21 protein-coding genes and 3 riboswitches are annotated in these 21,599 nt (G+C 35.4%); of the genes, 7 read left to right on the top strand and 14 right to left on the bottom strand.

Annotated elements, in window-relative coordinates; translation table 11 throughout:
* Positions 1–239 precede the first annotated feature (239 nt).
* From C2I06_RS14245 to C2I06_RS14255, 3 genes are all read right to left on the bottom strand, one after another.
* Positions 240–1,190, bottom strand: a complete 951-nt coding sequence (locus tag C2I06_RS14245; protein ID WP_338134258.1) for a nuclease-related domain-containing protein — start codon at positions 1,188–1,190, stop codon at positions 240–242.
* Positions 1,191–1,212: 22 nt separating this feature from the next.
* On the bottom strand, positions 1,213–2,208 hold the full coding sequence (locus tag C2I06_RS14250) for an acrylyl-CoA reductase family protein (protein WP_095329921.1): 996 nt from the start codon (positions 2,206–2,208) through the stop codon (positions 1,213–1,215).
* Between the two features lie 312 nt (positions 2,209–2,520).
* Positions 2,521–3,117 (bottom strand): AAA family ATPase, encoded by a 597-nt coding sequence (locus C2I06_RS14255; protein ID WP_095329920.1) that lies wholly within the window; start codon positions 3,115–3,117, stop codon positions 2,521–2,523.
* 174 nt (positions 3,118–3,291) lie between these two features.
* On the opposite strand from C2I06_RS14255, the gene C2I06_RS14260 reads away from it, so the two are divergent.
* Positions 3,292–4,380: an iron-containing alcohol dehydrogenase family protein gene (locus C2I06_RS14260; RefSeq protein WP_123259157.1), complete on the top strand. Its 1,089-nt coding sequence runs from the start codon at positions 3,292–3,294 to the stop codon at positions 4,378–4,380.
* A gap of 32 nt (positions 4,381–4,412) precedes the next feature.
* Here the strand turns inward: C2I06_RS14260 and C2I06_RS14265 are convergent, their stop codons facing one another.
* Together C2I06_RS14265 and ric are read right to left on the bottom strand one after the other, a co-directional pair.
* A complete protein-coding gene (locus C2I06_RS14265) occupies positions 4,413–5,276 on the bottom strand; it encodes an NAD(P)-dependent oxidoreductase (protein ID WP_095329924.1) in 864 nt (287 codons plus the stop codon).
* Positions 5,277–5,377: 101 nt separating this feature from the next.
* On the bottom strand, positions 5,378–6,067 hold the full coding sequence (gene ric, locus C2I06_RS14270) for an iron-sulfur cluster repair di-iron protein (RefSeq protein ID WP_123258269.1): 690 nt from the start codon (positions 6,065–6,067) through the stop codon (positions 5,378–5,380).
* Positions 6,068–6,221: 154 nt separating this feature from the next.
* On the opposite strand from ric, the gene C2I06_RS14275 reads away from it, so the two are divergent.
* Positions 6,222–6,917 carry a Crp/Fnr family transcriptional regulator gene (locus C2I06_RS14275; RefSeq protein WP_095329918.1) on the top strand — a complete coding sequence of 232 codons (696 nt, stop codon included), beginning with the start codon at positions 6,222–6,224 and terminating at the stop codon, positions 6,915–6,917.
* Positions 6,918–7,366: 449 nt separating this feature from the next.
* A complete protein-coding gene (locus tag C2I06_RS14280) occupies positions 7,367–7,816 on the top strand; it encodes an AraC family transcriptional regulator (RefSeq protein ID WP_123258270.1) in 450 nt (149 codons plus the stop codon).
* Positions 7,817–8,228: 412 nt separating this feature from the next.
* Here C2I06_RS14280 and C2I06_RS14285 read toward each other — a convergent pair whose 3' ends face one another.
* A complete protein-coding gene (locus tag C2I06_RS14285; protein ID WP_123258271.1) occupies positions 8,229–8,711 on the bottom strand; it encodes a transporter in 483 nt (160 codons plus the stop codon).
* An 847-nt stretch (positions 8,712–9,558) separates the two neighbouring features.
* Positions 9,559–9,660, top strand: a riboswitch (cyclic di-GMP riboswitch).
* Positions 9,661–9,726: 66 nt separating this feature from the next.
* Here C2I06_RS14285 and C2I06_RS14290 point away from each other — a divergent pair.
* Positions 9,727–9,912: a hypothetical protein gene (locus C2I06_RS14290; RefSeq protein ID WP_095329899.1), complete on the top strand. Its 186-nt coding sequence runs from the start codon at positions 9,727–9,729 to the stop codon at positions 9,910–9,912.
* A gap of 96 nt (positions 9,913–10,008) precedes the next feature.
* Positions 10,009–10,416, top strand: a complete 408-nt coding sequence (locus C2I06_RS14295; protein WP_095329898.1) for a YkvA family protein — start codon at positions 10,009–10,011, stop codon at positions 10,414–10,416.
* Positions 10,417–10,449: 33 nt separating this feature from the next.
* Here C2I06_RS14295 and C2I06_RS14300 read toward each other — a convergent pair whose 3' ends face one another.
* The 8 genes from C2I06_RS14300 to C2I06_RS14335 form a co-directional block, all read right to left on the bottom strand.
* On the bottom strand, positions 10,450–11,631 hold the full coding sequence (locus C2I06_RS14300; protein WP_095329897.1) for a NupC/NupG family nucleoside CNT transporter: 1,182 nt from the start codon (positions 11,629–11,631) through the stop codon (positions 10,450–10,452).
* A 348-nt stretch (positions 11,632–11,979) separates the two neighbouring features.
* Entirely contained in the window at positions 11,980–13,188 is a 1,209-nt protein-coding gene (locus C2I06_RS14305) for a M20 family metallopeptidase (RefSeq protein WP_123258272.1), read from the bottom strand.
* 12 nt (positions 13,189–13,200) lie between these two features.
* Complete coding sequence (locus C2I06_RS14310; RefSeq protein ID WP_095329895.1) at positions 13,201–14,058, bottom strand: MetQ/NlpA family ABC transporter substrate-binding protein; 858 nt, start codon at positions 14,056–14,058, stop codon at positions 13,201–13,203.
* Positions 14,059–14,138: 80 nt separating this feature from the next.
* Entirely contained in the window at positions 14,139–14,801 is a 663-nt protein-coding gene (locus C2I06_RS14315) for a methionine ABC transporter permease (protein ID WP_047943633.1), read from the bottom strand.
* Positions 14,801–15,817, bottom strand: coding sequence for a methionine ABC transporter ATP-binding protein (locus C2I06_RS14320; RefSeq protein WP_123258273.1), 1,017 nt, complete (start codon positions 15,815–15,817; stop codon positions 14,801–14,803). Before C2I06_RS14320 ends, C2I06_RS14315 begins: the two co-directional genes overlap by 1 nt.
* A 140-nt stretch (positions 15,818–15,957) precedes the next feature.
* Positions 15,958–16,068, bottom strand: a riboswitch (SAM riboswitch).
* 510 nt (positions 16,069–16,578) lie between these two features.
* A complete protein-coding gene (locus tag C2I06_RS14325) occupies positions 16,579–17,886 on the bottom strand; it encodes a nucleobase:cation symporter-2 family protein (RefSeq protein ID WP_095329892.1) in 1,308 nt (435 codons plus the stop codon).
* Position 17,887: 1 nt separating this feature from the next.
* Positions 17,888–18,496: a xanthine phosphoribosyltransferase gene (locus tag C2I06_RS14330; protein ID WP_095329891.1), complete on the bottom strand. Its 609-nt coding sequence runs from the start codon at positions 18,494–18,496 to the stop codon at positions 17,888–17,890.
* A gap of 163 nt (positions 18,497–18,659) precedes the next feature.
* A riboswitch (purine riboswitch) is annotated at positions 18,660–18,761 on the bottom strand.
* A 125-nt stretch (positions 18,762–18,886) separates the two neighbouring features.
* Positions 18,887–19,708 carry a methyl-accepting chemotaxis protein gene (locus C2I06_RS14335; protein ID WP_095329893.1) on the bottom strand — a complete coding sequence of 274 codons (822 nt, stop codon included), beginning with the start codon at positions 19,706–19,708 and terminating at the stop codon, positions 18,887–18,889.
* A gap of 191 nt (positions 19,709–19,899) precedes the next feature.
* Between C2I06_RS14335 and C2I06_RS14340 the strand changes: the two genes are divergently transcribed.
* A complete protein-coding gene (locus tag C2I06_RS14340; RefSeq protein WP_123258274.1) occupies positions 19,900–20,589 on the top strand; it encodes a response regulator transcription factor in 690 nt (229 codons plus the stop codon).
* Positions 20,586–21,587, top strand: a complete 1,002-nt coding sequence (locus C2I06_RS14345; protein WP_123258275.1) for a sensor histidine kinase — start codon at positions 20,586–20,588, stop codon at positions 21,585–21,587. Before C2I06_RS14340 ends, C2I06_RS14345 begins: the two co-directional genes overlap by 4 nt.
* Positions 21,588–21,599: the final 12 nt, after the last annotated feature.

The raw sequence follows: 21,599 nt of genomic DNA on the forward strand, positions 1-21,599 counted from the left end.
TGTTTCCTTTTTTCTTTCTGTCTCTTGCTTTTGGGCACAGAGCGCTCCTTTCTGTTCCCCTTTTCCTTTCTGTCTCTTGCTTTTGGGCACAGAGCGCTCCTCTCTGTTCCCCTTTTCCCTTCTGTCTCCTGCTTTTGGGCACAGAGCGCTCCTCTCTTATCGCAATTTTTCTAAAAGAAGGTGTTCACGCACGCTCTTTTCTTTTATTTCAGCTTACATGTTATTAACTCGATTATAAACTACTCAAAATAGCTCCAACGGTTGACTCCAGCTAGCTTAAAATGTTTTACTAATATTCTTCTTATTCTTTTTTTGGAATGAATGATTCTACACCAATCATATAATAAGGGGGTTGTTATTTTTTCATTAGGAAAAAGTAATTTCAGTTCTTCTACATTGCGTAATACCGCTGCTTCGACTGTTTCTGCCTGTCTGCATTCTTCACAAACTACCTTCATTCCTATTTCTACCACTTTAAATGAATGACATGTTTTGCAAAAGATGCCTTTCTGTAATTCTTTATATTCATAGATTGGAATTTTTGAAAAAGGAGATTTGTCGATGTGCAATGCTGTTAGTTTTTCAGCCAATTGCTTCTGAAACTTGTTCAGCTTTTTAGAAGGATGACCCATCCTTTTTAAATATCGCTGGACTTGCGTTGGAAAAATAAATGGTAAAGATAGTGGAGCTTGGTATAAGGTAAACTCGGGATTAACAAAAACAACAGAAGAAGTAATTGATTTATTTTCCCAACCATGCTTTTGAAGTAACTGTTGAAATAATGATTCATTCCTCCTTATTTGATTTAGCGGATTACTAATTTCTTTATGCTTCATTGTATAGATACGATCATTTTGATAGTAATAATCTCCTTCATAATTCTTTATTTCGAAAAGATGAATTTCATCAGAGTTAATAATAGTGGAATCGATTTGAAAAGTAGTGTTATTTATTTGCAGTAGTAGATCATTGATTATATAACAGTCGCTCAAAAAAGTTTCTGTGAAGGAATCAAATAATTTTTCTCCTGCCAAGCCTTTTTTCAGATGAGCTAAGTACTGTTTTTTATTTAAATCTAGTTCCATACGTTGATCCAAGGATTGTAAAACGAGGATTTCTGGAGAAAATGTCCGAGGTTTATAGAGCATACTAATTTGTTTCATCCCTTCTTTTTTATTAAAAAAGGCCATTCTATAAGAACAGCCTCTTTTTCTATTCAACTGCAACAATTATTCTGCCTGTTATTCCGCCTTCTAATATTTTGGGTAATTCTTCAGGTAATTGCTGTAAAGATACTTCTTTATACACAAAGGAAGAAAGGTTTTTTGGTTTTAAATCGGTTGCAATTCTTCCCCATATTTTTTGTCTACTTACCATCGGGCAATAGACCGAGTCGATTCCAAGAAGATTCACGCCTCTAAGTATGAATGGAAATACACTTGTCGGCACAGCTCCACCACCTGTTAAGCCACTTACTGCGACCGAACCGCCATAGATTATTTTACTAATAATTGCTGCCAATGATTCACCGCCGACAGGATCAATTGCTCCTGCCCATTCTTGCTTGTCCAACGCTTTTATCTTACCATTATAGACATCTTCTCTGCCTATAATATGAGATGCTCCGATGCTTTTCAAATAGCCCTCTGCTTCTTTCTTTCCAGAGCTTGCGATAACGTTAAAGCCTAATTGGGAAAGCATCGCTACACCGAAGCTGCCAACTCCACCAGTAGCACCTGTCACCAATACAGATCCATTCTCTGGCTTCAGACCATTATCCTGCAATCTTTGTACAGAAAGAGCTGCGGTAAAGCCTGCTGTTCCAATAATCATTGCTTCTTTTAAGCTTAATCCTTCTGGAAGCGGGACAATCCAATCTGCAGGAATACGAGCATATTCACTATAACCTCCAGAATGAGATACACCTATTTCATAGCTAGTAGCAATAACAGGGTCTCCTTCTTTAAAGCGACTGTCTTCTGAAGACACAACTATCCCTGCCATATCAATTCCTGGAATATGGGGATACGTGCGAACAATTTTTCCATCTGGAGTGCTTGCAAGTCCATCTTTATAGTTTACGCCAGAATAATGAACTTTTATGACTACTTCACCAGCAGATAAATCCTCTACGCTAACACGCTTTGTTTCTACTGAAAAATTACTATCTTTATTATCAACTACAACTGCTTGAAAATTATTTTCCATTATTAAGTCACCTCGTACTCATAGTATCAATTTAAAAATAGCAGGTCAAAGCAAAGAAATTACCCTATTAATATAGTAAAAATGTGAATTCTATCTTATAGATGTGAGTGATTTTTTTCGGCTGACTATATTTTTTGATAAAATGCTATCGCAAAATCAAAAAGTACATAGTCCAAAATGGTTAAGAAGAGACCTATTCGATCATATATTATTACATGGATCCTAGAGATTAGAACTATTTTCCCGCTAGTCGGAAAAACTTTCATTATGAGTAATATCTAACAATTCCATCACCAAAATTCATTGATTTCTTTATTTAAATAAGCTAATTTCCTTTAATTTATTCCATAATCTATCCGTTCTTTTTCTAAATGGATTTCTTTTATCATCTTTTAATTTTAAGCCTATAACCTGCGCAACTTTTTCGATTACTTCCTCGATATTTAAACCATTTGTGTCCACTTGCTCCTTAAAAATAGGAAGTTCTAGCTGTTTTAGTCGTGATTCAGCTTGGTTATATGCCCAAGAATCTTCTCCTTCTAATCTGCTGCGTAATCGTTTTTTGATCGTAGCTTTTGACGCCATCAGTGTAACATGTTTAACTATAATTTGATCATTCTGTAATCGCGAGATAATTTCATGAAAATATGCTTCATTCGTAATGGTCATCGGTACTATAATGATTCCATCGTAATCGCTGGTGATTTGTTTTAATAATGAATAGTTTGTCTCTCTCCAAAGAGGAAAATCTTGAAAATCATCCTTTTGTAAGGCAGGTGGAATATTTTTCATTAACACATATCCGAATCTTTCTGGATCAAATACAAATGCATTTTCTAATCTTTTCTCAAGCTCATAGGCAGTTGTCGTCTTCCCTGAACCAAATGTTCCGTTAATCCATATAATCATAAACTTCCCCCATAGTGTATTCTTCTTTTACTATAGCAAATTTATCAATCTTCTTTTCTTCTCGCACAAAATTTTTTGAAAAATACCTACTTTTCGGTTTCCGAAAGTTGTATAATTTTTAGAATAATATAATTTATTCACAGAGACTATCTCTAAGGAGGAAAAAAAATGCAAATTCAACCAGAGGACATCGTTAGAAGTGGTCCGAACCAATATATTTGTAAAGAAGGAATCCTAAAGGTGTTAGATAATTTATTGTCTCCTTTTCAAGCTCCTGCCATCATAACGGGCTATAAATCATTTGAAGCCTATAGTCAGTATGTCTCTTCCATTCCTGAACACTGGCAAATTATTCAGCACGCAGGCTATAGTTCGCAACAGGCAATAGAGGAGATCGCCCCATTATGTGGAGCAGCTGATGTCATTATTGGCATAGGAGGCGGCATTATATTAGATACTGCCAAGGCAGTTGCAGATAAATTAAATATCGAAGTTGTTTTAATTCCAACCGTTGCTGGAACATGTGCAGCAAGCACACCATTAAGTGTCATTTATTCACCAGATGGAGAGTTTGAAAGAGTAGCATATCATAGACGCTCTAGTTATTTAACGGTGGTTGATCCTGCATTTTTAATTCACGCGCCGATTGATTATTTAAAAAGTGGAATTGGTGATACCTTAACAAAGTGGTATGAAGCAGAAGCGATTATCCGAAATGCGAACGATGAAAGAGCTCACTCTTTATTTGTCCAAGCTGCATTAAGCCAATCTGTTTTCATCCGTGATATTTTATTAAAGGATAGTATAAAAGCTGTTCAAAGCAGTGAAGCTGGAAAGGTTACAGCGAGCTTTACTAAGACGGTAGAAGCAGTTATTACTTTGGCAGGAACAGTAGGGGGATTCGGCGGGAGATATGGAAGAATGTCTGGATCTCATGCTATTCATAACGGATTAAGCTTTATCGAAGAAACACACACCATCCTTCATGGGCAAAAAGTGGCCTATGGTATTTTAGTCCAGCTCGCTTTAGAAAACCGCATCGATGAAATTGATGCACTGCTGCCATATTATCAGCAGCTCGGTTTTCCAACCAATTTAGCAGACTTACATATTGTAGATAATCAGGCAATAGCTCTACAAAAGGTTGCAGAACATGCTGTTAATCCAAAAGAGTCGCTTCAGCTGATGGGTTCCTATCGAGCAGATGAGGTAATTGCGGCAATGAACGTCCTGGAAAGTCTCACAACTAGCAAATCTGTATAAAAAATGAAAAAGGAGATAGAATTCAACATCGCTTATAGCGATGTTGATCCATCTCCTTTTAACTCTTTTAAAACGGCCATTACATCGAATTCTCCTAATCCATTTTCAAGAGCGGATTGATATGTTTTATGGGCTGATGCTCCAATCGCATTTAATTCAGCCGTTTCACTTGCTAGTCGTAAATCTTTTGCCATATGCTTAAGGGCAAATGCTGCTGGAAACTCATCCTTTAAAATAGACGATGATTTCATTTTTGAAATTGCTGTTCCGACTGCACTTTCATTAATAATAGTTAACATGTCTTCTTTTTTTATTCCTTGGTTTTCTGCAAAAAGAACGGATTCGGCAATTCCTTGTACTGTAATTCCCAATAATAAGTTAATGGCAAGTTTTGCATTACTGCCGGCTCCAGATGGACCAAGATAAATAGAAAGCTTGCTCATCGGCTCCAATACAGCTTTCACTTGTTCGTAAACTTCTTCTTCGCCGCCAACTAAAACAAGTAAATTTCCTTCCTTAGCCGGTTGAACACTTCCTGAAACTGGGGCATCAAGAAACTTCACTCCATTTTCTAAAGCAGTATTATAAATGAATTGAGACGTTTGTGGGGAAACGGTACTCATATCAATAAATACTTTTCCTGCTTTTGCATGTGACAAGATTCCATTTTCAAGATAGATGCTTTTCACAGCATTATCGTCTGAAACCATTGTAAAAATGAGGTTACTGTTATCAACTAGTTCTGTTAACGATTCAGCCTGTTTGGCACCAACAGCAATTAATTCTTTTCCTTTATCAGGTGTACGATTATAGAACGTTAATTCATAACCAGCCTTGATTAAATTCAAAGCCATCGGAATCCCCATATTTCCTAATCCTATCCAACCTATTTTCATACAATCATCCCATCCTTCCCATCCAATAGTCATACACATTTTACCATATTATTTATCACAATACGTCAATGTGGTTATAGGATAGGAAGAAGAATTACCGTTTATAATCTTCTAAACAATACATTATTCTCTAGATGAATATGATCAAATGTTAAGCTCTCTAATTCTTCTAGTTTTAAATAGGTTAATCGGTACGTATTACATGCATGCAGTGGCAGTTCATAATCATTCGTAGCTTGGCGAATTTTCTTCAATATTCCCCCTGCTCCTTCATGTTCCTCTTCCAATATCGAGATTTCCGCACGAGCTGCTTCAAGACTTTCTGCTTCCTTACTCGCCTCATATTCTATTACTTGTGGAAAAATCCGCTGCTCTTCTCCAAGTAAATGTTGTTCTAATTCGTCCTTTAATAAATAAAACTGGGTATACACATCTTTCAAATGTAAATCGCGCTCTCCATGCACACGATAGACTTTACTAACAAATCCATCTAATTCTTCTAATAAATCTCTCGTATTTGCATGGTAATGATCAATAATATATCTCACTAAGTCAGTTAATGGTATATTCATCCAGTCAATCTCTTCGGTTGTCTGCATCTGTTCATACATAATATTGAGGACTTTTACTAAATCCTTATCTTCTAAATGTAAAGATTTAATTGCCTCCCCTATTGGTCGATTTCCCCCACAGCAAAAATCAATTTTATATTCTTTAAATAGTTTACTTGCTGCTGGAAACTTAATAATGATATCACCTGTTTTCGTCTCTTCTGTAAAAATGGCATTCATACGAACACTCTCCCTTATTAGAATAGCTAAAGTATAGAAGATATAGACAAAGGAAAATAGGATTGAAATCACAGATTAAAGATTGTTATAATTTAATTAGATAATCATCGTTTTAATTGTGAAAAAATACACAAATTGACTGGTGGTGTTAATAATGAAACAAAAAATGGTTAGCCCATGTCCTAAACGAGTTCCTATATTTTACTCCTTATCAGATTCAGAAATAAAAAAAATAACAGATATTGTTCATCATAGACTATTTAAAAAAGGCGAGATGATTATAGAGGAAGGAGATATTTCCACCTCTCTTTATATTATTCATAGTGGAAAAGTCAAGCTATCTAAGTTAACTATTCAGGGGAAAGAACAAATCGTTCATTTATTAACGACTGGTGATTTCTTTGGAGAAAGCAATCTTTTTCATGATGACATGGTTATGAACTTAAGCTGCCATGCTTTAGAAGATACAAAGATATGTGTATTAAATAAACAAGATTTTGATCACATAATGTTAAGTAATCCTGACATCTCTTTCAAACTGCTAAAAACGATTACCAAACGCTTATCTCATACAGAAGATCTAGCGAGAACATTAGCAACGAAAGATCCAGAAGTAAGAATTGCCGATATGCTTATTGAATTCTGTGAGAAATTCGGGACAGAACATCAAAATACTGTTCTTATTACCCTCCCTATCACCAGAGAAGAAATCTCCAGCTATGTTGGCCTTACAAGAGAAACAATCAGCCGTAAACTTGCAAAACTTGCCGACAAAGACATTCTTACCTTAATCGGTAACAAACAAATTCTCATTCATAATAAAGGGAAGCTTCAATCAATAGGGGGATAACTTCCCCCGTTATAATAATGAAAAACAAATAAATATTCATTGCAGCTATTCCTTCTCCTTTTCCAAGCAGGAAACACTTTTACACAAGTAACTTCTTCTACTCTACTAAGCTGTATGTCTTCCGCGCAATGTCCAAATTTGATAAACTATCATTAATGATTTTAAAATCGTTAGCTAGATTAATGTTATCCACCCACCAATTAATTATTTCTTCCTTTTTTATAGAACAACCTTCCTTTCTAATTAATAGAAAGGCGCTTCAAAAATCATCTCTCATTTCCATTCTTTTTGCTTCTTTTGAAATAATCTTCTCTACAAAGATATCTGTTTAAATATCCTAGTGAATTACTTCTTGGGAGAAGAACACCATTCTGAAGTCAAAATCTTTTAAAAATTCACTTGAAAAATATTTTAATTCGAATTACCTTATCTAAGAAGGAGGTTATAATATGAATATAACTATTGAAGAAATACCTAAATCAAGGATTGCTTTTTTCCGAAATGTTGGGGAGTATGGGGAAAAACAAAACAAAGAATTGATGGAATCCTTTAAAAAGTGGGCAAAATTGAATGGCATATTTGATAATTCTATTATTCTCGGCATACCGCAAGATAACCCAGAAATCACACCTAAGGAGGAATGCCGTTATGATGTTTGTATTGTGGTAGAAAATGATTTTAAGGTAGCAAAACCAGCTCAAGTTGGTGAATTTTCCGGTGGGAAATACGCTGTTTTCTTGCTCGACCATACAAAAGAGGCAGTCAGTGAATTTTGGGGGAATATTATTTCTGAGATAGAAAGAAATAATCTATCATTAAAAGAACAACCAATTATAGAAAGATATACTTCACAAATGATTGAAGATCATTTGTGTGAAATACTAGTTCCTATACAGTAACCGAGCAGGGGCACAGTAGGGTATTAGACGAGTATTCGCTTGATGTCTTTATATAAAAGAATGGCGTTTCCTTATTTAAATTTTGGGCACAACGAGAAAAGGGGGCTCTGTTACCTTTTTGCACTTTTTCTTTTGGATTTCATTCAAAGAGAGCTCTTCTCTTTGACTTTTTCTCTGTTCCCCTTCTTTTTGTGGCACAGAGACCATGGCTCTATTAAATGTTTCACTTGTTTCTCTTTATAATCGTTACTTTCCCTCTACATCCTTTAAAGTTTCTACATTCAACTTTCTTATGAACCTACTTTTTCATCATTCACGCTAACTTTCACTCATGCTACACCATATTGTATTCCACAAAAACTCTGTTTGATTATCAACATAGGAGATGCCCATCTACACTTCCCTTTCTAGCTTAAATACACTGAAAAGATCGAATACGGTTAGTATCTGTTCGATAATAGATCCAATATTTTTTTTGCCAACGATATCCTGCAATAGAATGACGTCCAATAAGAGTTGGAAAGAACCAAAATCCTTTACTATTTTCTAGCCAGATATAAGTAAAGCGGAATATACAGGGGCGGATAGACATAGATTCAACAGTTGAAGTGCTTGCTTGTGACTGGTTTAATTGTGGTGATCCAGGGTCTGTCCCCCCTCCAATCGGCGGTGCATCTGGATATGCTGGAGATCCACCTACTGGAGGAGGCGGTTGTTCTCCACCTGGAAACGGCGGCAAAATCCCACCTCCGCTTGGTGGTGAAGGAGGAACGGCCCCTCCTCCAATCGATGGCGGAGTCATTCTAGATTCTCCACCTTTTAGCAAACTGACCATCCTATATTGAGGTAGAAAAGATTGTTGTCCATAATGAGCAGAATACGGCTGAAAATACATTACTATTCCCCTTTCGAGCTTTTATATTACTCTATGTAAATAGCCCATTTGAGGTGCAGTAAATAATTTTCTTGTCCGCAATTACTAAGCCCCTTAATTAGGAATCTCCTTATTGCTTTATATCAAAATTCGCTTTCCATTTTTTATGGAAAAGAAAACCTACTAACCCCACATTGCCAATTCTCAGTAACTTCCCCATGTTCCTTCAATAAAATGGAGAGAGCGATAAGGAACAATTATACGAGTTAGTTAAAACAAATTCAGAAATAGCGACAAGTTTCCCGGGAAATTTTCCTAATATCCGTCGATATTACCTTATTAAACCTCAATCAGGCATACACCTTATCACTATTACAACTAGAATAGTAACATTAACCCTTAAATAATGGAGAAGAACGTCGAAATCCAAATGTCTCTTTTTCTTTCTTTGACCATGATCCCCTGTCTCAAACCGTGATTTTGCACCTCTCCCCTCTTCTCTAGATATTCCCGAATAGAATAATATACCAATTCTACTCTTACATGAATGGTAAATTTAATCTTTGCATTGGAAAAGATATTGTTTCAGTCTTCCTTTATCATTTTCTTCCACTCGTGGATATTTTTTGAATAACTCCTCTTTTTATATGGGCATTGAATGGATAAACAATTATCAAATGTGAAAAAAAATAAAAAAAAGAAATAATATATAGAGGAAAAAGAGTTTAAATGCCTAATATAGTATAAATAACCTATAATTACGACAAAACATTTGACATTTCTTTTTTTATAAAGATAACTATAGGTCTTTTGATACTGGTATTATGAACTAGTAAGTACTAATCTTATACTATAATAATCTGACTAATCGACGAAAGGGCAAAATCATTGAAAAGTGATGACGCAAAGCTATAGGGGCTTAGGGGTAACGAAGATCGATTTTTTCTACATGATAGCAAAAGTTATGACATTCATTACGCTTGCCAGCCAGTTACCGAATCCACCTTCGACGATTTAAATGAAGGGAAAAAAGAAGATGAAACAAAAAAATAATGATGAAATACTAATCAAGCAATCAATCGTTGTAAGCGACCAAAACTATTTTTTACCAGAAACAGGTAATATTTGGAAGGGGTTGTTTTTCGGTATGCTTATCAGTATCCCCTTATGGGTTTCCTTTTTTGGATGGCTTCGTATCTTCCTTACTTTAGTTGGTATATAGACTAAGGCGAACAGTAAATATTTTACTTATACCACACAAAAGCATATAATCATTATATGAATAGGCGCGAAAACCATTAGGAAAGGGGCTTTCATAATGGCAGAATCAAAAGAAAAATTGGAAAAAGAACTTGCTGTAGCAGGAAAGCATTATTCGGAGAAAAAATTCTGGTCCAAAATTGCAAAGTTTGGAAAAAAGGCCGGTTCATCTGTTGTTTATGCGGTGCTTCTCTTGTATTACACTTTACAAAAACCAAATGTACCTAAGAAGGTCAAAGCAACTATTATTGGAGCATTAGGTTATTTTATCCTTCCTCTTGATTTACTCCCTGACTTTCTAGTTGGTATAGGTTATACAGATGATTTAGGGGCACTAGGACTTGCATTATTCCAAGTTGCTATGTACATTGACGATGATATTAAATCAAAAGCAAGATTAAAACTTACTGAATGGTTTGGGAATAAGGTCGATACAACCGAAATAGATAAAAAAATAAATAAATGAAAAAGGGACTATTTTTTAGTCCCTTTTTCATTATTATAGAAATAATCCTACGATTGTAGCCGTTAATATAGATGCAAGTGTCGCCGCTAATAACATTTTCAACCCGAACTTCGCAACAATATCTGCTTTTTTAGCATTAATTGCTTGAATCGATCCAGCAATAATTCCAATACTAGAGAAATTTGCAAAAGATACAAGGAAAGTAGACACAATCCCTACTGTTTTGTTTGAAAGTTCTCCAAGTAATGGCTGTAATTGCAGCATTGCTACAAATTCATTTGCAGCTAATTTCGTACCCATTACAGAACCAGCCGTTACAATTTCGCTTCCTGGTATCCCCATTATCCAAGCAATCGGTGCAAAAATATAACCCAATATCCCAGTAAAACCGATGCCGAAAATACTTGTAAAGAAACCGTCAATTAGAGCCAGTAAACCAACATAAGCAACTAACATTGCAGCAACAATTAAAGCAACACGACCACCATCTAAAGCTCCTGCAGAGATTGCTCCAAAAACAGAATTCGTATTGGAGACATCTTTTACATTGATGCTCTCATCTTCATCTTTTGAAATTGGTGCAAGAAGTGTCGCTATAATCAGTGCAGATAATGCATTTAAAATCATTGCAGCTAGTACATATTGGGGAGGAATCATCTCCATATAGGCTCCCATAATAGATGCAGAAACAGACCCCATCGCAGAAGTACATACAATAAATAATTTATTTGCATTTATCGTATCTAAATGGCCTTTAATCGCAAGAAGTGCTTCCGATTGACCAAAAAAGATTGAGTTAATGCTGTTAAATGTTACTACCTTTGATAAACCAGTAATCTTAGCCAAAGCTCCACCAATATATTTAATTGCTAGAGGCAATACTTTGATATGCGTTAATAAAGATAATAAAGTAGAAGTAAAAATAATGATCATAAGAACATTAATAAAAAAAACACTTCCGCCTTCTGGAACTAATCCGCCAGTAACAAAATTTACCCCTTCATACCCATAGTTAAGGACTTTAGAGACACCGTTAGATGTAGCTTCTACTATTTTTAGTCCTACTGTAGTTTTAAACATTATTAGTGCTACAATAAATTCAAGCACAAATAATACGAGAATAGCTCTGAAATTAATCCTTTTTTTATCATTTGATAGTAAAAAGGCAATAGCTATCGTCACAATGATACCTAATATCCCAACTAAAATCGACATAGAAAATTCCTCCTAAATAAGAAGCAATAACAACCCTTTCCTCTTTATATAAACTATCTCAATATAGTTAATATAACTTCAAAAAACATTGTTAATACATTAAAAACGATATACAGTTTTAGATGTTACCTTATATTTAGGTCAATGTCATCCTTTAATTGAAGAATAAGTTAAATTAATAAAATTTAAATCTTTCTAAATATTATCTAAATATATTTAATTCATATCATTGCAAATACTTATCTAGGTAAATAGCAATATAAAAAGCAATTCCAGGAAATTCTCCTCTGAAATTGCCTTCTGCATTTCTGTATGCTATTGAACTTTCCAGTAACAAAAATAACTATTTTAAATGGAGTTTACTTTTTCTTTTTTCGCTGCTTCAAATGCTTTATTCACACGATTTAAAAGCACACTATCTGAAAGCAAACGATAGCCTGTTTTTGCGAGGACTTGTGCTCCTTTAACAAGGGCGGCATCTCCTGTTGCTGATTTTGCGGCTTCTCGAAATTCGTTCGTATGGGCAATTAAGTCGTCTGGCCCTATTTTAATATGAGGATGAGCAGTTGGAACTTCATAGCTAATATTTCCAGCGTCTGTTGATCCTTTTCCCCGAGATCTTTCCGTTACAACTGTTTCTCCAACTGCCTCTAATTCTTCTTTTAAGATTCCATCTAAAATTGGGTTTAATACAAAATCCTTCACTTCATTTTGAAATCTTTCCACTTTAACAGTCGCACCAGTGGCAAGAGCAGCTCCTTCAGCGATCGCACGAACTTTTGCTGCAACCTCTTCTGTTTTTTTCCATGTTTCGGCACGTATATAGAATCGCGCTGATGCATATTCTGGTATGATATTCGGTGCATCTCCCCCGTTTGTTATAATCCCATGGATTCTGATATCATCAGGCAGCTGTTGTCTAAGTGCATTGATGCCGACGAATAATTGGATAACGGCATCAAGAGCGTTTATCCCTTTTTCAGGTGATCCGGATGCATGTGCTGCTTTTCCGTAAAAATGAAAGTCTAAAGGATCAACAGCAAGTGTTTCACTAGTCAACGATGTTTGTCCAGAAGGATGAATCATTAAAGCGACATCAACATCCTTTAAATAGCCATGTTTCACAAAGCTTCCTTTTGCACTCCCATTCGGACCTCCTTCTTCTGCAGGTGTGCCAAGAACAACTACTTTCCCACCAGTTTCAGACAGCACTTGAGATAAGGCAATACCCGCTGCAACACTTGTTGTTCCAATAATATTGTGACCACAAGCATGCCCTAGACCAGGAAGGGCATCATATTCAGCAAGAAAGGTAATGGTGGGGCCAGATATCCCACTGTCTTTTACTGCATAAAAAGATGTTTCATGTCCAGCAACGGCAATTTCCACTTTAAATCCCGCATTTGTTAGAATATCTACATGCTTTTTGCTTGCAAAAAATTCTTGATTGCCAATCTCAGGATTTGCATGAATTAATTGACTCGTTTCAATATAAAGCTCCTTATTTGTTTGAATGGATTCATTAATTAAATCAAGACTAGATAATGTATTACTCATTTTTTCTCCTCCTTAAAGTCCTTTAAATTGTTTTGCCAACTCATCTTTTGCAATGTCCACTACAATCGAACCACCGTTTGTATCTGCTTCTACCGCTTTCACCACTTCTTCTTCATGATAAAGTTCAACAATTTTCTGATAGGTTTCGTTATTCGCATCCTTTGTACGAGCCGCAAAGATATTTACATATGGTAATACGTTTTTATCCTCTGCATCTTCTAAATAAATGGGATCTTTTACAGGATCAAAGCCTGCTTGACCAGCGACACCATTATTGATAACAGATGCTGCAACATCTGGTAAGACTCTTGGTGTTTGTTGAGCTACAACTGGCAAGATATCAAGCTTCTTTGGATTTTCTACAATCTTAGATGGATCACCAAATAATCCAAAATCATCAGCTAATGTAATTAATCCAGCAGATTCAAGTAATTTTAAAGCACGCGCTTGATTAGATGGATCGTCTGGAATAGCAATTTTGTCCCCCTCTTTTATCTCACTTACATCTTTCACTTTTTCTGAATAGATTCCCATAGGAGCAATCACTGTTGTTCCTATGGGCGTTAAATCTGTTTTGTTTTCTTCATTAAACTGACTTAGAAAAGCAATATGCTGGAAGGAATTAATATCAATATCGCCATTCTCTAAAGCTTGGTTTGGTAAAGTATAGTCTGAAAACTCGACTAACTCGATTTCAATTCCTTCTGCTTTCGCCTTCTTCTTCAAAGTCGGCCAGACTTCTCCATCGGATCCCGTCACCCCTATTTTCACCTTCACTGTTTTATCTTTACTTGATGCACTATCTGACGTGCAGGCAGCTAGTGCCCAAATAGTTGTTAATAATAGTAAAATTGCAAAATATTTTTTCATCTCTCCATCTCCTTAATTAGTAATTTTTGTATAATTTTAACTTTATAAAGCGATAAATATCCCATCGTTAAAGTTCTGTCTTAACGTCTCATTATTTTTCGTGATAATGTATTTCCAATCCATTGAGCAATTTGTACAAGTATAATCAGTATAATGACGGTAACAAGCATAACACTGCCATCAAAACGCTGGTAGCCATATGTCATCGCCACATGTCCCAGTCCGCCTCCGCCAACGGTACCAGCCATCGCAGAAAAATCGATTAAGCTGATCGTTACAAAGGTTAATCCTAGAATCAGTGGTCCTAATGCTTCCGGAATTAATACAGTAAAAATGATTTGCAAAGGGCTTGCTCCCATCGCTTTAGCAGCTTCAATAACTCCTGGATCAATACTGACTAAATTATTTTCTACTACTCTCGCAATTCCAAATGAGGCTGCAATAGTCATAGGAAATATCGCTGCCCAAGTCCCAATCGTTGTACCCACAACTGCTCTTGTTAACGGGCTGATTGCCACTAAGAAAATAATAAAGGGAATAGGGCGGATAATATTAATTAGGATATTGAGCAAACGGAAAACTAATTTATTTTCCAAAATATTTCCCTTCCTTGTCACAAAGAGAAGTAACCCAATCGTAATGCCCAATATAGATCCTAAGATAAGAGTGGTAATAACCATTAATATAGTTTCTCCAGTAGATTCCACAATGCGCGGCCAAAAAGTACTCCAATCAACCTTCATTAAACAAGCACCTCCTCAACTGTTACTAATGCTTCTAATTCATGCAGAACCTCTTTAATATTTTCCTTGCTGCCTTCAAAGGAAACAAGAAGATTCCCATAAAACTTCTCTTGCAATTCCCGCACAGATCCATAAACAATGTTTACATCGACATTAAATTTTCTTGTGACCTTTGAAAGAACTGGATCACTAGCGATTTCTCCTTTAAAAATTACTCTATATAACTTATCGCCGCCCTTATTCCTCCATTCAGCCAATAAAGAAGCAGATGGACGATCCTGCTGGACAGACTGAATAAAACGTTGAGTAGTCGAGTGTTGGGGATTTGTGAATACTTCAAAGACAGAACCATTCTCGATTACTTCACCATTTTCCATCACAGCCACTCGGTCACATATTTCTTGAATAACATGCATCTCATGTGTAATTAATAAAATCGTAATGCCTAAATCCTTATTTACTTTTTTTAATAGACGTAGTATTTCACCTGTTGTATCTGGGTCAAGGGCCGAAGTTGCTTCATCACAAATCAATATATCTGGAGAAGTAGCAAGAGCACGTGCAATCCCAACCCGCTGCTTCTGTCCTCCTGACAACTGTTCAGGATAGTCGTCTGCTTTATCGGATAAACCGACAAATTGCAAGAGCTCTGCCACCCTTTCTTTTATTTCCTTTTTCGATACACCAGCTAGCTTTAATGGGTAGGCTATATTGCCAGCTACCGTTCTAGATGTAAAGAGATTAAAGTTTTGAAAAATCATGCCGATTCTTCGGCGAAGCTTGCGAATCTCTTTTGGTGATAGGGAGGCTACATCTACTCCTTGCACTTGGATATTTCCGTTTGTTGGTGTTTCTAATAAATTCACAAGTCGTAATAAAGTACTTTTTCCAGCACCACTAAAACCAATAATCCCAAAAATTTCTCCTTGTGCAATCGAGATAGAAACATCCTTTACTGCGTTTACTTCGCGACTGCCAAGCTTAAAGGTCTTGGCTACCTTTTGAAATTCAATCATTTGCCCTTCAACTCCTATACTAGGTTAAAAACATACGTATCTTGTCAAGAAGAAACAGGCTTTTAGTGAATGCAAAAAGGCCCTGCTTCTTCTTTCCAGAAAGAAAAAGCAGGGCCTTTATAAGACAAAGAAACTACTTTTTCTCATCTTTCAAATGCACAATTAGCATTTGCAGGAATTGGCACGGTGTTTAATATAAATCCGCTGCCGAGACTTCTTCGGGCCTGTCCCTCCGTCTCTCTGGATAAGAAAAATGTTTTATGTAATTTTGTAAGATTTGATAACAACTATAAAACTAGATAAATAAATTGTCAACTATGTTTTTGTATTTTTTTATTTGCATATATGCTTCGTTATAAAATAAATTATTCTTATAAAACATTCACTTGATATAAATCCCTATTAATCTTTCCGATTAGTTTTTTCCATATTGCTCGTTACTTCCCCAAGGTATAATAGAGTTTAATTGCTTTTACATGCGGAATAATAAATTATTCTTATTACACTAAAGCTCCTTTACCATCGACTTCAATCCACTCAGAATATTCTCTTAACCTATTTCTATAATCATCGACATATATATATCAATATAATAAAAAACTTAAATGCAATTAAATTTATCGGAATAATTTTTATAAAAAAGAAAGTGTAATTTCTCTCGATTTATTCTTATATTGGATTACTTTTGCCTTTTTGATTAAACAAAATAAGACTTCCCGTTTTCTCTGGAAAGTCTTATTTATTTGTTTTAGCGCCGCTATTTAGGCTGCTGTCTTTTCTTCCATTTGTACTGTTTTGGCACGAGACCCGGGAATTATGTTAAATAATATATTTAAGATAATCGCAGTTAGCCCACCTGCCACAATACCGCTTTGGAAGAGGATGCGGATGCTTTCTGGAAATTTCATAAAGATTTCTGGAACAACAGTTACACCAAGCCCCATTCCAATCGAGCAAGCAAGAATGAGCAAGTTTCCTTGCTGATTAAAATCGACCTGTCCTAGCATTTTAATACCATAGGACACAACCATCCCAAACATTGCAAGTGAAGCTCCTCCAAGGACAGCTGTTGGAATCAATGTTGTAATAGCTGCAATCTTAGGAATAAAGCCTAAAATAACTAAAATGGTTCCTGCTGCATAAATGACATTCTTTGTTTTTACACCTGTTAATTGAACTAAACCTACATTTTGGGAATAAGCCGTGTATGGGAAGGAGTTGAAAATCCCGCCAATTACAGAAGCAATTCCTTCCGCTCGATATCCTTGTGCTAAATCTTTTTCCGAAACCTTTTTATTAGTAATATCTCCTAATGCTAAATAAACACCTGTTGATTCAATTAAACTCACAATAGCAACAAGAGTCATCGTGATAATGGAAGTGAGATCAAAGGTTGGAGTCCCAAAATAAAACGGAGTAATACCATGAATCCATTTTGCCTCCCCCACTTCTGAAAAATGAACCATTCCCATAAAAGCTGCCATAACAGTTCCAATGATAATTCCTAGTAAAATAGAAATGGTTTTGATAAATCCAGTTGTAAATCTATTAAGTAAAATGATGATAGCTAATACACCAAAAGCAAGTACCAAGTTCTTTATGTTTCCAAAATCTGCGCTTCCTTCTCCTCCTGCCATATCATTAAATGCTACAGGAATTAAAGTAAGACCAATAATTGTAACGACAGAACCAGTTACGACCGGAGGAAAAAATTTCACAAGCTTGCTAAAGATGGAAGAGATAAGAACAACAATAATACCAGAAACAATAATTGCACCATAAATGGCCGTTATTCCATGCTTACTTCCAATCGCAATCATTGGACCAACTGCAGTAAATGTACAGCCAAGCATAACAGGAAGGCCAATTCCAAAAAATTTATTTTTCCAAACCTGGAGCAATGTTGCAACACCACATGTTAATAAATCAATCGATATAAGATAAGTTAACTGTTCAGGTGTTAATTTTAATGCTCCACCAACTATTAAAGGTACTAGCACAGCACCAGCGTACATTGCTAGTACATGCTGCAGACCTACAGACCATGTTTTTACTGACATTTTTTCCATTTTAATATCCTCCTGCATAAATGCCATCATGTATTCGCTGTTCAGCAAATGTTACTTTTCCACCCTTTAAAGAGGCAATTCTTGCTAGAGATTCTACTCGATAGCCTTTTGCGATTAAATCATCTGCTCCTTGCTGGAATGACTTTTCGATTAATATGCCAATTCCACTAACAGTTGCACCAGCCTGCTCGACAATATTCGCTAAGCCTAAAGCAGCCTGTCCATTTGCTAAAAAGTCATCAATTACAAGAACATGGTCATCTGAATGCATATACTTTTTAGAAACTGTAATTTCATTTGACTCTTGTTTTGTAAATGAATAAACTGTTGCTGTATATAAATCGCTTGTTAAAGTAAGGGATTTTCTTTTTCTTGCAAAAATAACCGGAACATCTAATGCTAGACCTGCCATTATAGCTGGTGCGATACCCGATGACTCTATTGTTAAGATTCTAGTAATCCCAGCATCTTTAAACAATCTAGCAAACTCCAAGCCAATTTCCTTCATCAGCTGAGGGTCCATTTGGTGATTAATGAATGAATCTACTTTCAAAACATGATCACTTAACACAATACCTTCTTTTTCAATTTTCTTCTTCAATAACTCCATTAACTAGACTCTCTCCTTTTTTGGAGGATAGCTAATAGCAATAAATGCTCTAACTAATCCTTAAATAATACAAAAAAAGCACAGCCGCTTACTCATAGAGTAAGCGGCTGTGCTTTTAAAAGCAAAAATAGACTGCCCTATTTATGCATAGATCAGTATATCTCCATTTTATACGCTTACCCGTAGTCAGATGATTAACGGTCATCTGGTAGAAACTTGCAGGCCATATTCCTGCTATTATACGAGTGTATTTATCGATTGATTATTTGACAACATAATGGATTATAACGGATTTTTTCGAAAATGAAAACTAAATTTTTTTAATGGATAAAGTTTCCGGCTTAGTGATTGAATAATTAATTGCTAAAAGCCGCTTAAAAAAGACTAATTCTATAGCTTATTAGAATAGTCATTTAACTTTTTTGCCATCTCTAAAATTTCTTCCATAAAGACGGATGTATGTTCAATGGAATCTGCTTGTTTTTCCCCGATAGCTGCAATTTTTCCAATCGATTCATTGATGGACTGAGTTGTCTGTTTTATTTGTTCCATTGTTTGTGAAATTGTCTGTGTAAAGCTGACAGTTTCTTTAGAGAATTTTCGAATTTCATTCGCTACTACTTCAAAGCCTCTTCCTTTCTCGCCTGCTCTCGCTGCTTCAATGGCAGCATTCAATCCTAATAGATTCGTTTGATCTGCAACTTTTTTTATGATAGATACTACTTCATTCGTTTTCCTAATATTTTCTTCGGCAACACTTGATTGTTCTAAAAGAATCTTTGAGAAATCTACTAAAGAATGAGACCCATCTGCAATATGATCAATATGCTTTTGCGATTGTGTTAACGATTTTGTTATTTGATCGACAATATTCCGTATCTCTGTTTGTCTTTTTAATTGAACAGCTATTCCACCAATTACTTCTCCCTTTTTATTTAATATTGGGGAAGCAGTGCCAATAAATTCAAAACCATAAAAATCTGCCGGTACTTCCTGCTTTAAGGTTTTCTTAAGCTGAATTGCCTCTCTCAGCGGTTCATCAGACTGTAAGGGCTGATTTGTTTTGATATGTAAATTAATTATCTCTCCAGGAAAATAAGCGATAAATTTTTCTTTATCACAAATGGCTATCGAAAGATCTGCTGGTATTGCTGCTTTAATAATTGGTACAATGGGAATAATATCTTCTAAAGATTCTACTTGTTTAATCACTGATGCTGCACTCCAATCTGTCAAAATCACTTTACTATAATAGCATACCTCTTCCATATATTAGCGATTTTTTAATTTTCGCTTCCACATCCCTCCTTTGTTAGGAATTAAGATGTTATAATGACCGTAGTTCTCTTCTTATTATTCACAAATAGAAGCGAATAAAAACCTATTCATATGTGGTGATTTCCATGTTTAAAATACTTTTAATCGAAGATGATCAAACGTTATTTCAGGCAATAAAGGAACGTTTAGAGCAATGGTCCTACGAAGCGATTGGGATTCATGATTTTAATAATGTAATGCAAGAATTTACGGAAAAGAAACCTGATTTAGTCATTATCGATATCCAACTTCCTAAATATGATGGGTTTCATTGGTGCCGATTGATTAGAAGCCACTCCAATATCCCAATTATTTTCCTATCTTCTCGAGATCATCCAACTGACATGGTGATGTCGATGCAGCTGGGAGCCGATGACTTTGTCCAAAAGCCATTTCACTTTGACGTCTTAATTGCAAAGATTCAGGCTACCTTACGAAGAGTTTATAATTACAACATCGAGCAGTCCTCTCTGAAAACTTGGTGTGGTGCCACCATTGATTTTGAGAAAAATACAGTTACCTCCGTCAATGGGGAAATCGAGTTAACGAAAAATGAAATGTTCATTTTAAAAATATTATTAGACAAAAAAAATAAAATCGTATCGAGAGATGATCTTATCAATGAACTATGGAACGATAAACGCTTCGTTAGTGACAATACACTAACCGTAAACGTAAATCGTTTGCGAAAAAAACTTGATGAACTTTCTCTCGGAAGCAATATAGAAACTAAAGTTGGACAAGGCTACATGGCTATTGAAGAGGACACGTTATGATCAGAAAATTTCTAGTAGAAAAAAGAAGCTGGATTCTCTTTATTCTTTTTTTACAGCTGTTTCAATTATTTATGTCCATTATTGATGAGACAATTTCCTTTTATTCAATGATATATATTTGCTTTATTAGCATCCTCTTGTTTGTGATTTTCTGCTTTATCCGCTATCAGAAAGAGACTACGTTTTATAAAAGCCTTTCTGCTCGAGAAGATGATTTAGATCTTACAACCTTAGCGTCAGCAAAAACACCTTTTGAAAAAATAATTGCGGATAGCTTTACAACCCAAACTAGCATATTAAAGATAGAAAGATATCAAAATCTTCAGCAGCTTGAACTAGAAAAGGATGAATTGCTTTCTTGGATTCATGAAGTAAAAACACCATTAACAGCATTACGTTTACTAATAGATGCTATTGAAAATCAGGAAATGAAGACATCCTTGACATTCGAATGGTTAAGAATTCACCATCTCTTAGATCAACAACTGTACCAAAAACGTTTTTCATTTATTCAAAATGATCTCTACATAGAGAATGTTGATATCGAAATGATTCTTTTCGAAGAAATAAAAACATTACAGTCATGGTGCATGCAAAAAGGAATCGGTTTTGATATTGAACTACAGAAAAAGATGATATTAACCGATGGAAAATGGCTTTCGTTTATTATTAGGCAGCTATTGAGTAATGCCGTTAAATATAGTAATGAATCAGATATTATCATAAGAAGCTATGAGAATGACGGATATAACTGTTTAGAAATAACCGATAATGGAATAGGAATAAGCCCGCAAGACTTGCCAAGAATCTTTGCAAAAGGCTTTACTTCCACCTCCAAGCACCAAAATAATTATGCTACTGGAATGGGATTATATTTATCTAAAAAAATCGCAGATGTACTCAAAATCAATATTGCTGTCCATTCTAAATTAAATAGAGGTACCACCTTCACCCTTACTTTTCCGAAGAACAATGAATTTAATCAAATTCATAACTAAACATAGTGACTG

It is taken from the genome of Niallia circulans (assembly GCF_003726095.1).
In the GTDB taxonomy this organism is placed as follows: Bacteria; Bacillota; Bacilli; order Bacillales; family Cytobacillaceae; genus Niallia; species Niallia circulans_A.

Coding starts and splice junctions, on each gene's coding strand:
- C2I06_RS14345 (WP_123258275.1), top strand. CDS start 20,586: ATGATCAGAAAATTTCTAGTAGAAAAAAGAAGCTGGATTCTCTTTATT.
- C2I06_RS14285 (WP_123258271.1), bottom strand. CDS start 8,711: ATGTATTTTCAGCCGTATTCTGCTCATTATGGACAACAATCTTTTCTA.
- C2I06_RS14250 (WP_095329921.1), bottom strand. CDS start 2,208: ATGGAAAATAATTTTCAAGCAGTTGTAGTTGATAATAAAGATAGTAAT.
- C2I06_RS14315 (WP_047943633.1), bottom strand. CDS start 14,801: ATGAAGGTTGATTGGAGTACTTTTTGGCCGCGCATTGTGGAATCTACT.
- C2I06_RS14295 (WP_095329898.1), top strand. CDS start 10,009: ATGGCAGAATCAAAAGAAAAATTGGAAAAAGAACTTGCTGTAGCAGGA.
- C2I06_RS14340 (WP_123258274.1), top strand. CDS start 19,900: ATGTTTAAAATACTTTTAATCGAAGATGATCAAACGTTATTTCAGGCA.
- ric (WP_123258269.1), bottom strand. CDS start 6,067: ATGAATGCCATTTTTACAGAAGAGACGAAAACAGGTGATATCATTATT.
- C2I06_RS14290 (WP_095329899.1), top strand. CDS start 9,727: ATGAAACAAAAAAATAATGATGAAATACTAATCAAGCAATCAATCGTT.
- C2I06_RS14305 (WP_123258272.1), bottom strand. CDS start 13,188: ATGAGTAATACATTATCTAGTCTTGATTTAATTAATGAATCCATTCAA.
- C2I06_RS14300 (WP_095329897.1), bottom strand. CDS start 11,631: ATGTCGATTTTAGTTGGGATATTAGGTATCATTGTGACGATAGCTATT.
- C2I06_RS14255 (WP_095329920.1), bottom strand. CDS start 3,117: ATGATTATATGGATTAACGGAACATTTGGTTCAGGGAAGACGACAACT.
- C2I06_RS14280 (WP_123258270.1), top strand. CDS start 7,367: ATGAATATAACTATTGAAGAAATACCTAAATCAAGGATTGCTTTTTTC.
- C2I06_RS14310 (WP_095329895.1), bottom strand. CDS start 14,058: ATGAAAAAATATTTTGCAATTTTACTATTATTAACAACTATTTGGGCA.
- C2I06_RS14245 (WP_338134258.1), bottom strand. CDS start 1,190: ATGGCCTTTTTTAATAAAAAAGAAGGGATGAAACAAATTAGTATGCTC.
- C2I06_RS14265 (WP_095329924.1), bottom strand. CDS start 5,276: ATGAAAATAGGTTGGATAGGATTAGGAAATATGGGGATTCCGATGGCT.
- C2I06_RS14325 (WP_095329892.1), bottom strand. CDS start 17,886: ATGGAAAAAATGTCAGTAAAAACATGGTCTGTAGGTCTGCAGCATGTA.
- C2I06_RS14320 (WP_123258273.1), bottom strand. CDS start 15,817: ATGATTGAATTTCAAAAGGTAGCCAAGACCTTTAAGCTTGGCAGTCGC.
- C2I06_RS14275 (WP_095329918.1), top strand. CDS start 6,222: ATGAAACAAAAAATGGTTAGCCCATGTCCTAAACGAGTTCCTATATTT.
- C2I06_RS14330 (WP_095329891.1), bottom strand. CDS start 18,496: ATGGAGTTATTGAAGAAGAAAATTGAAAAAGAAGGTATTGTGTTAAGT.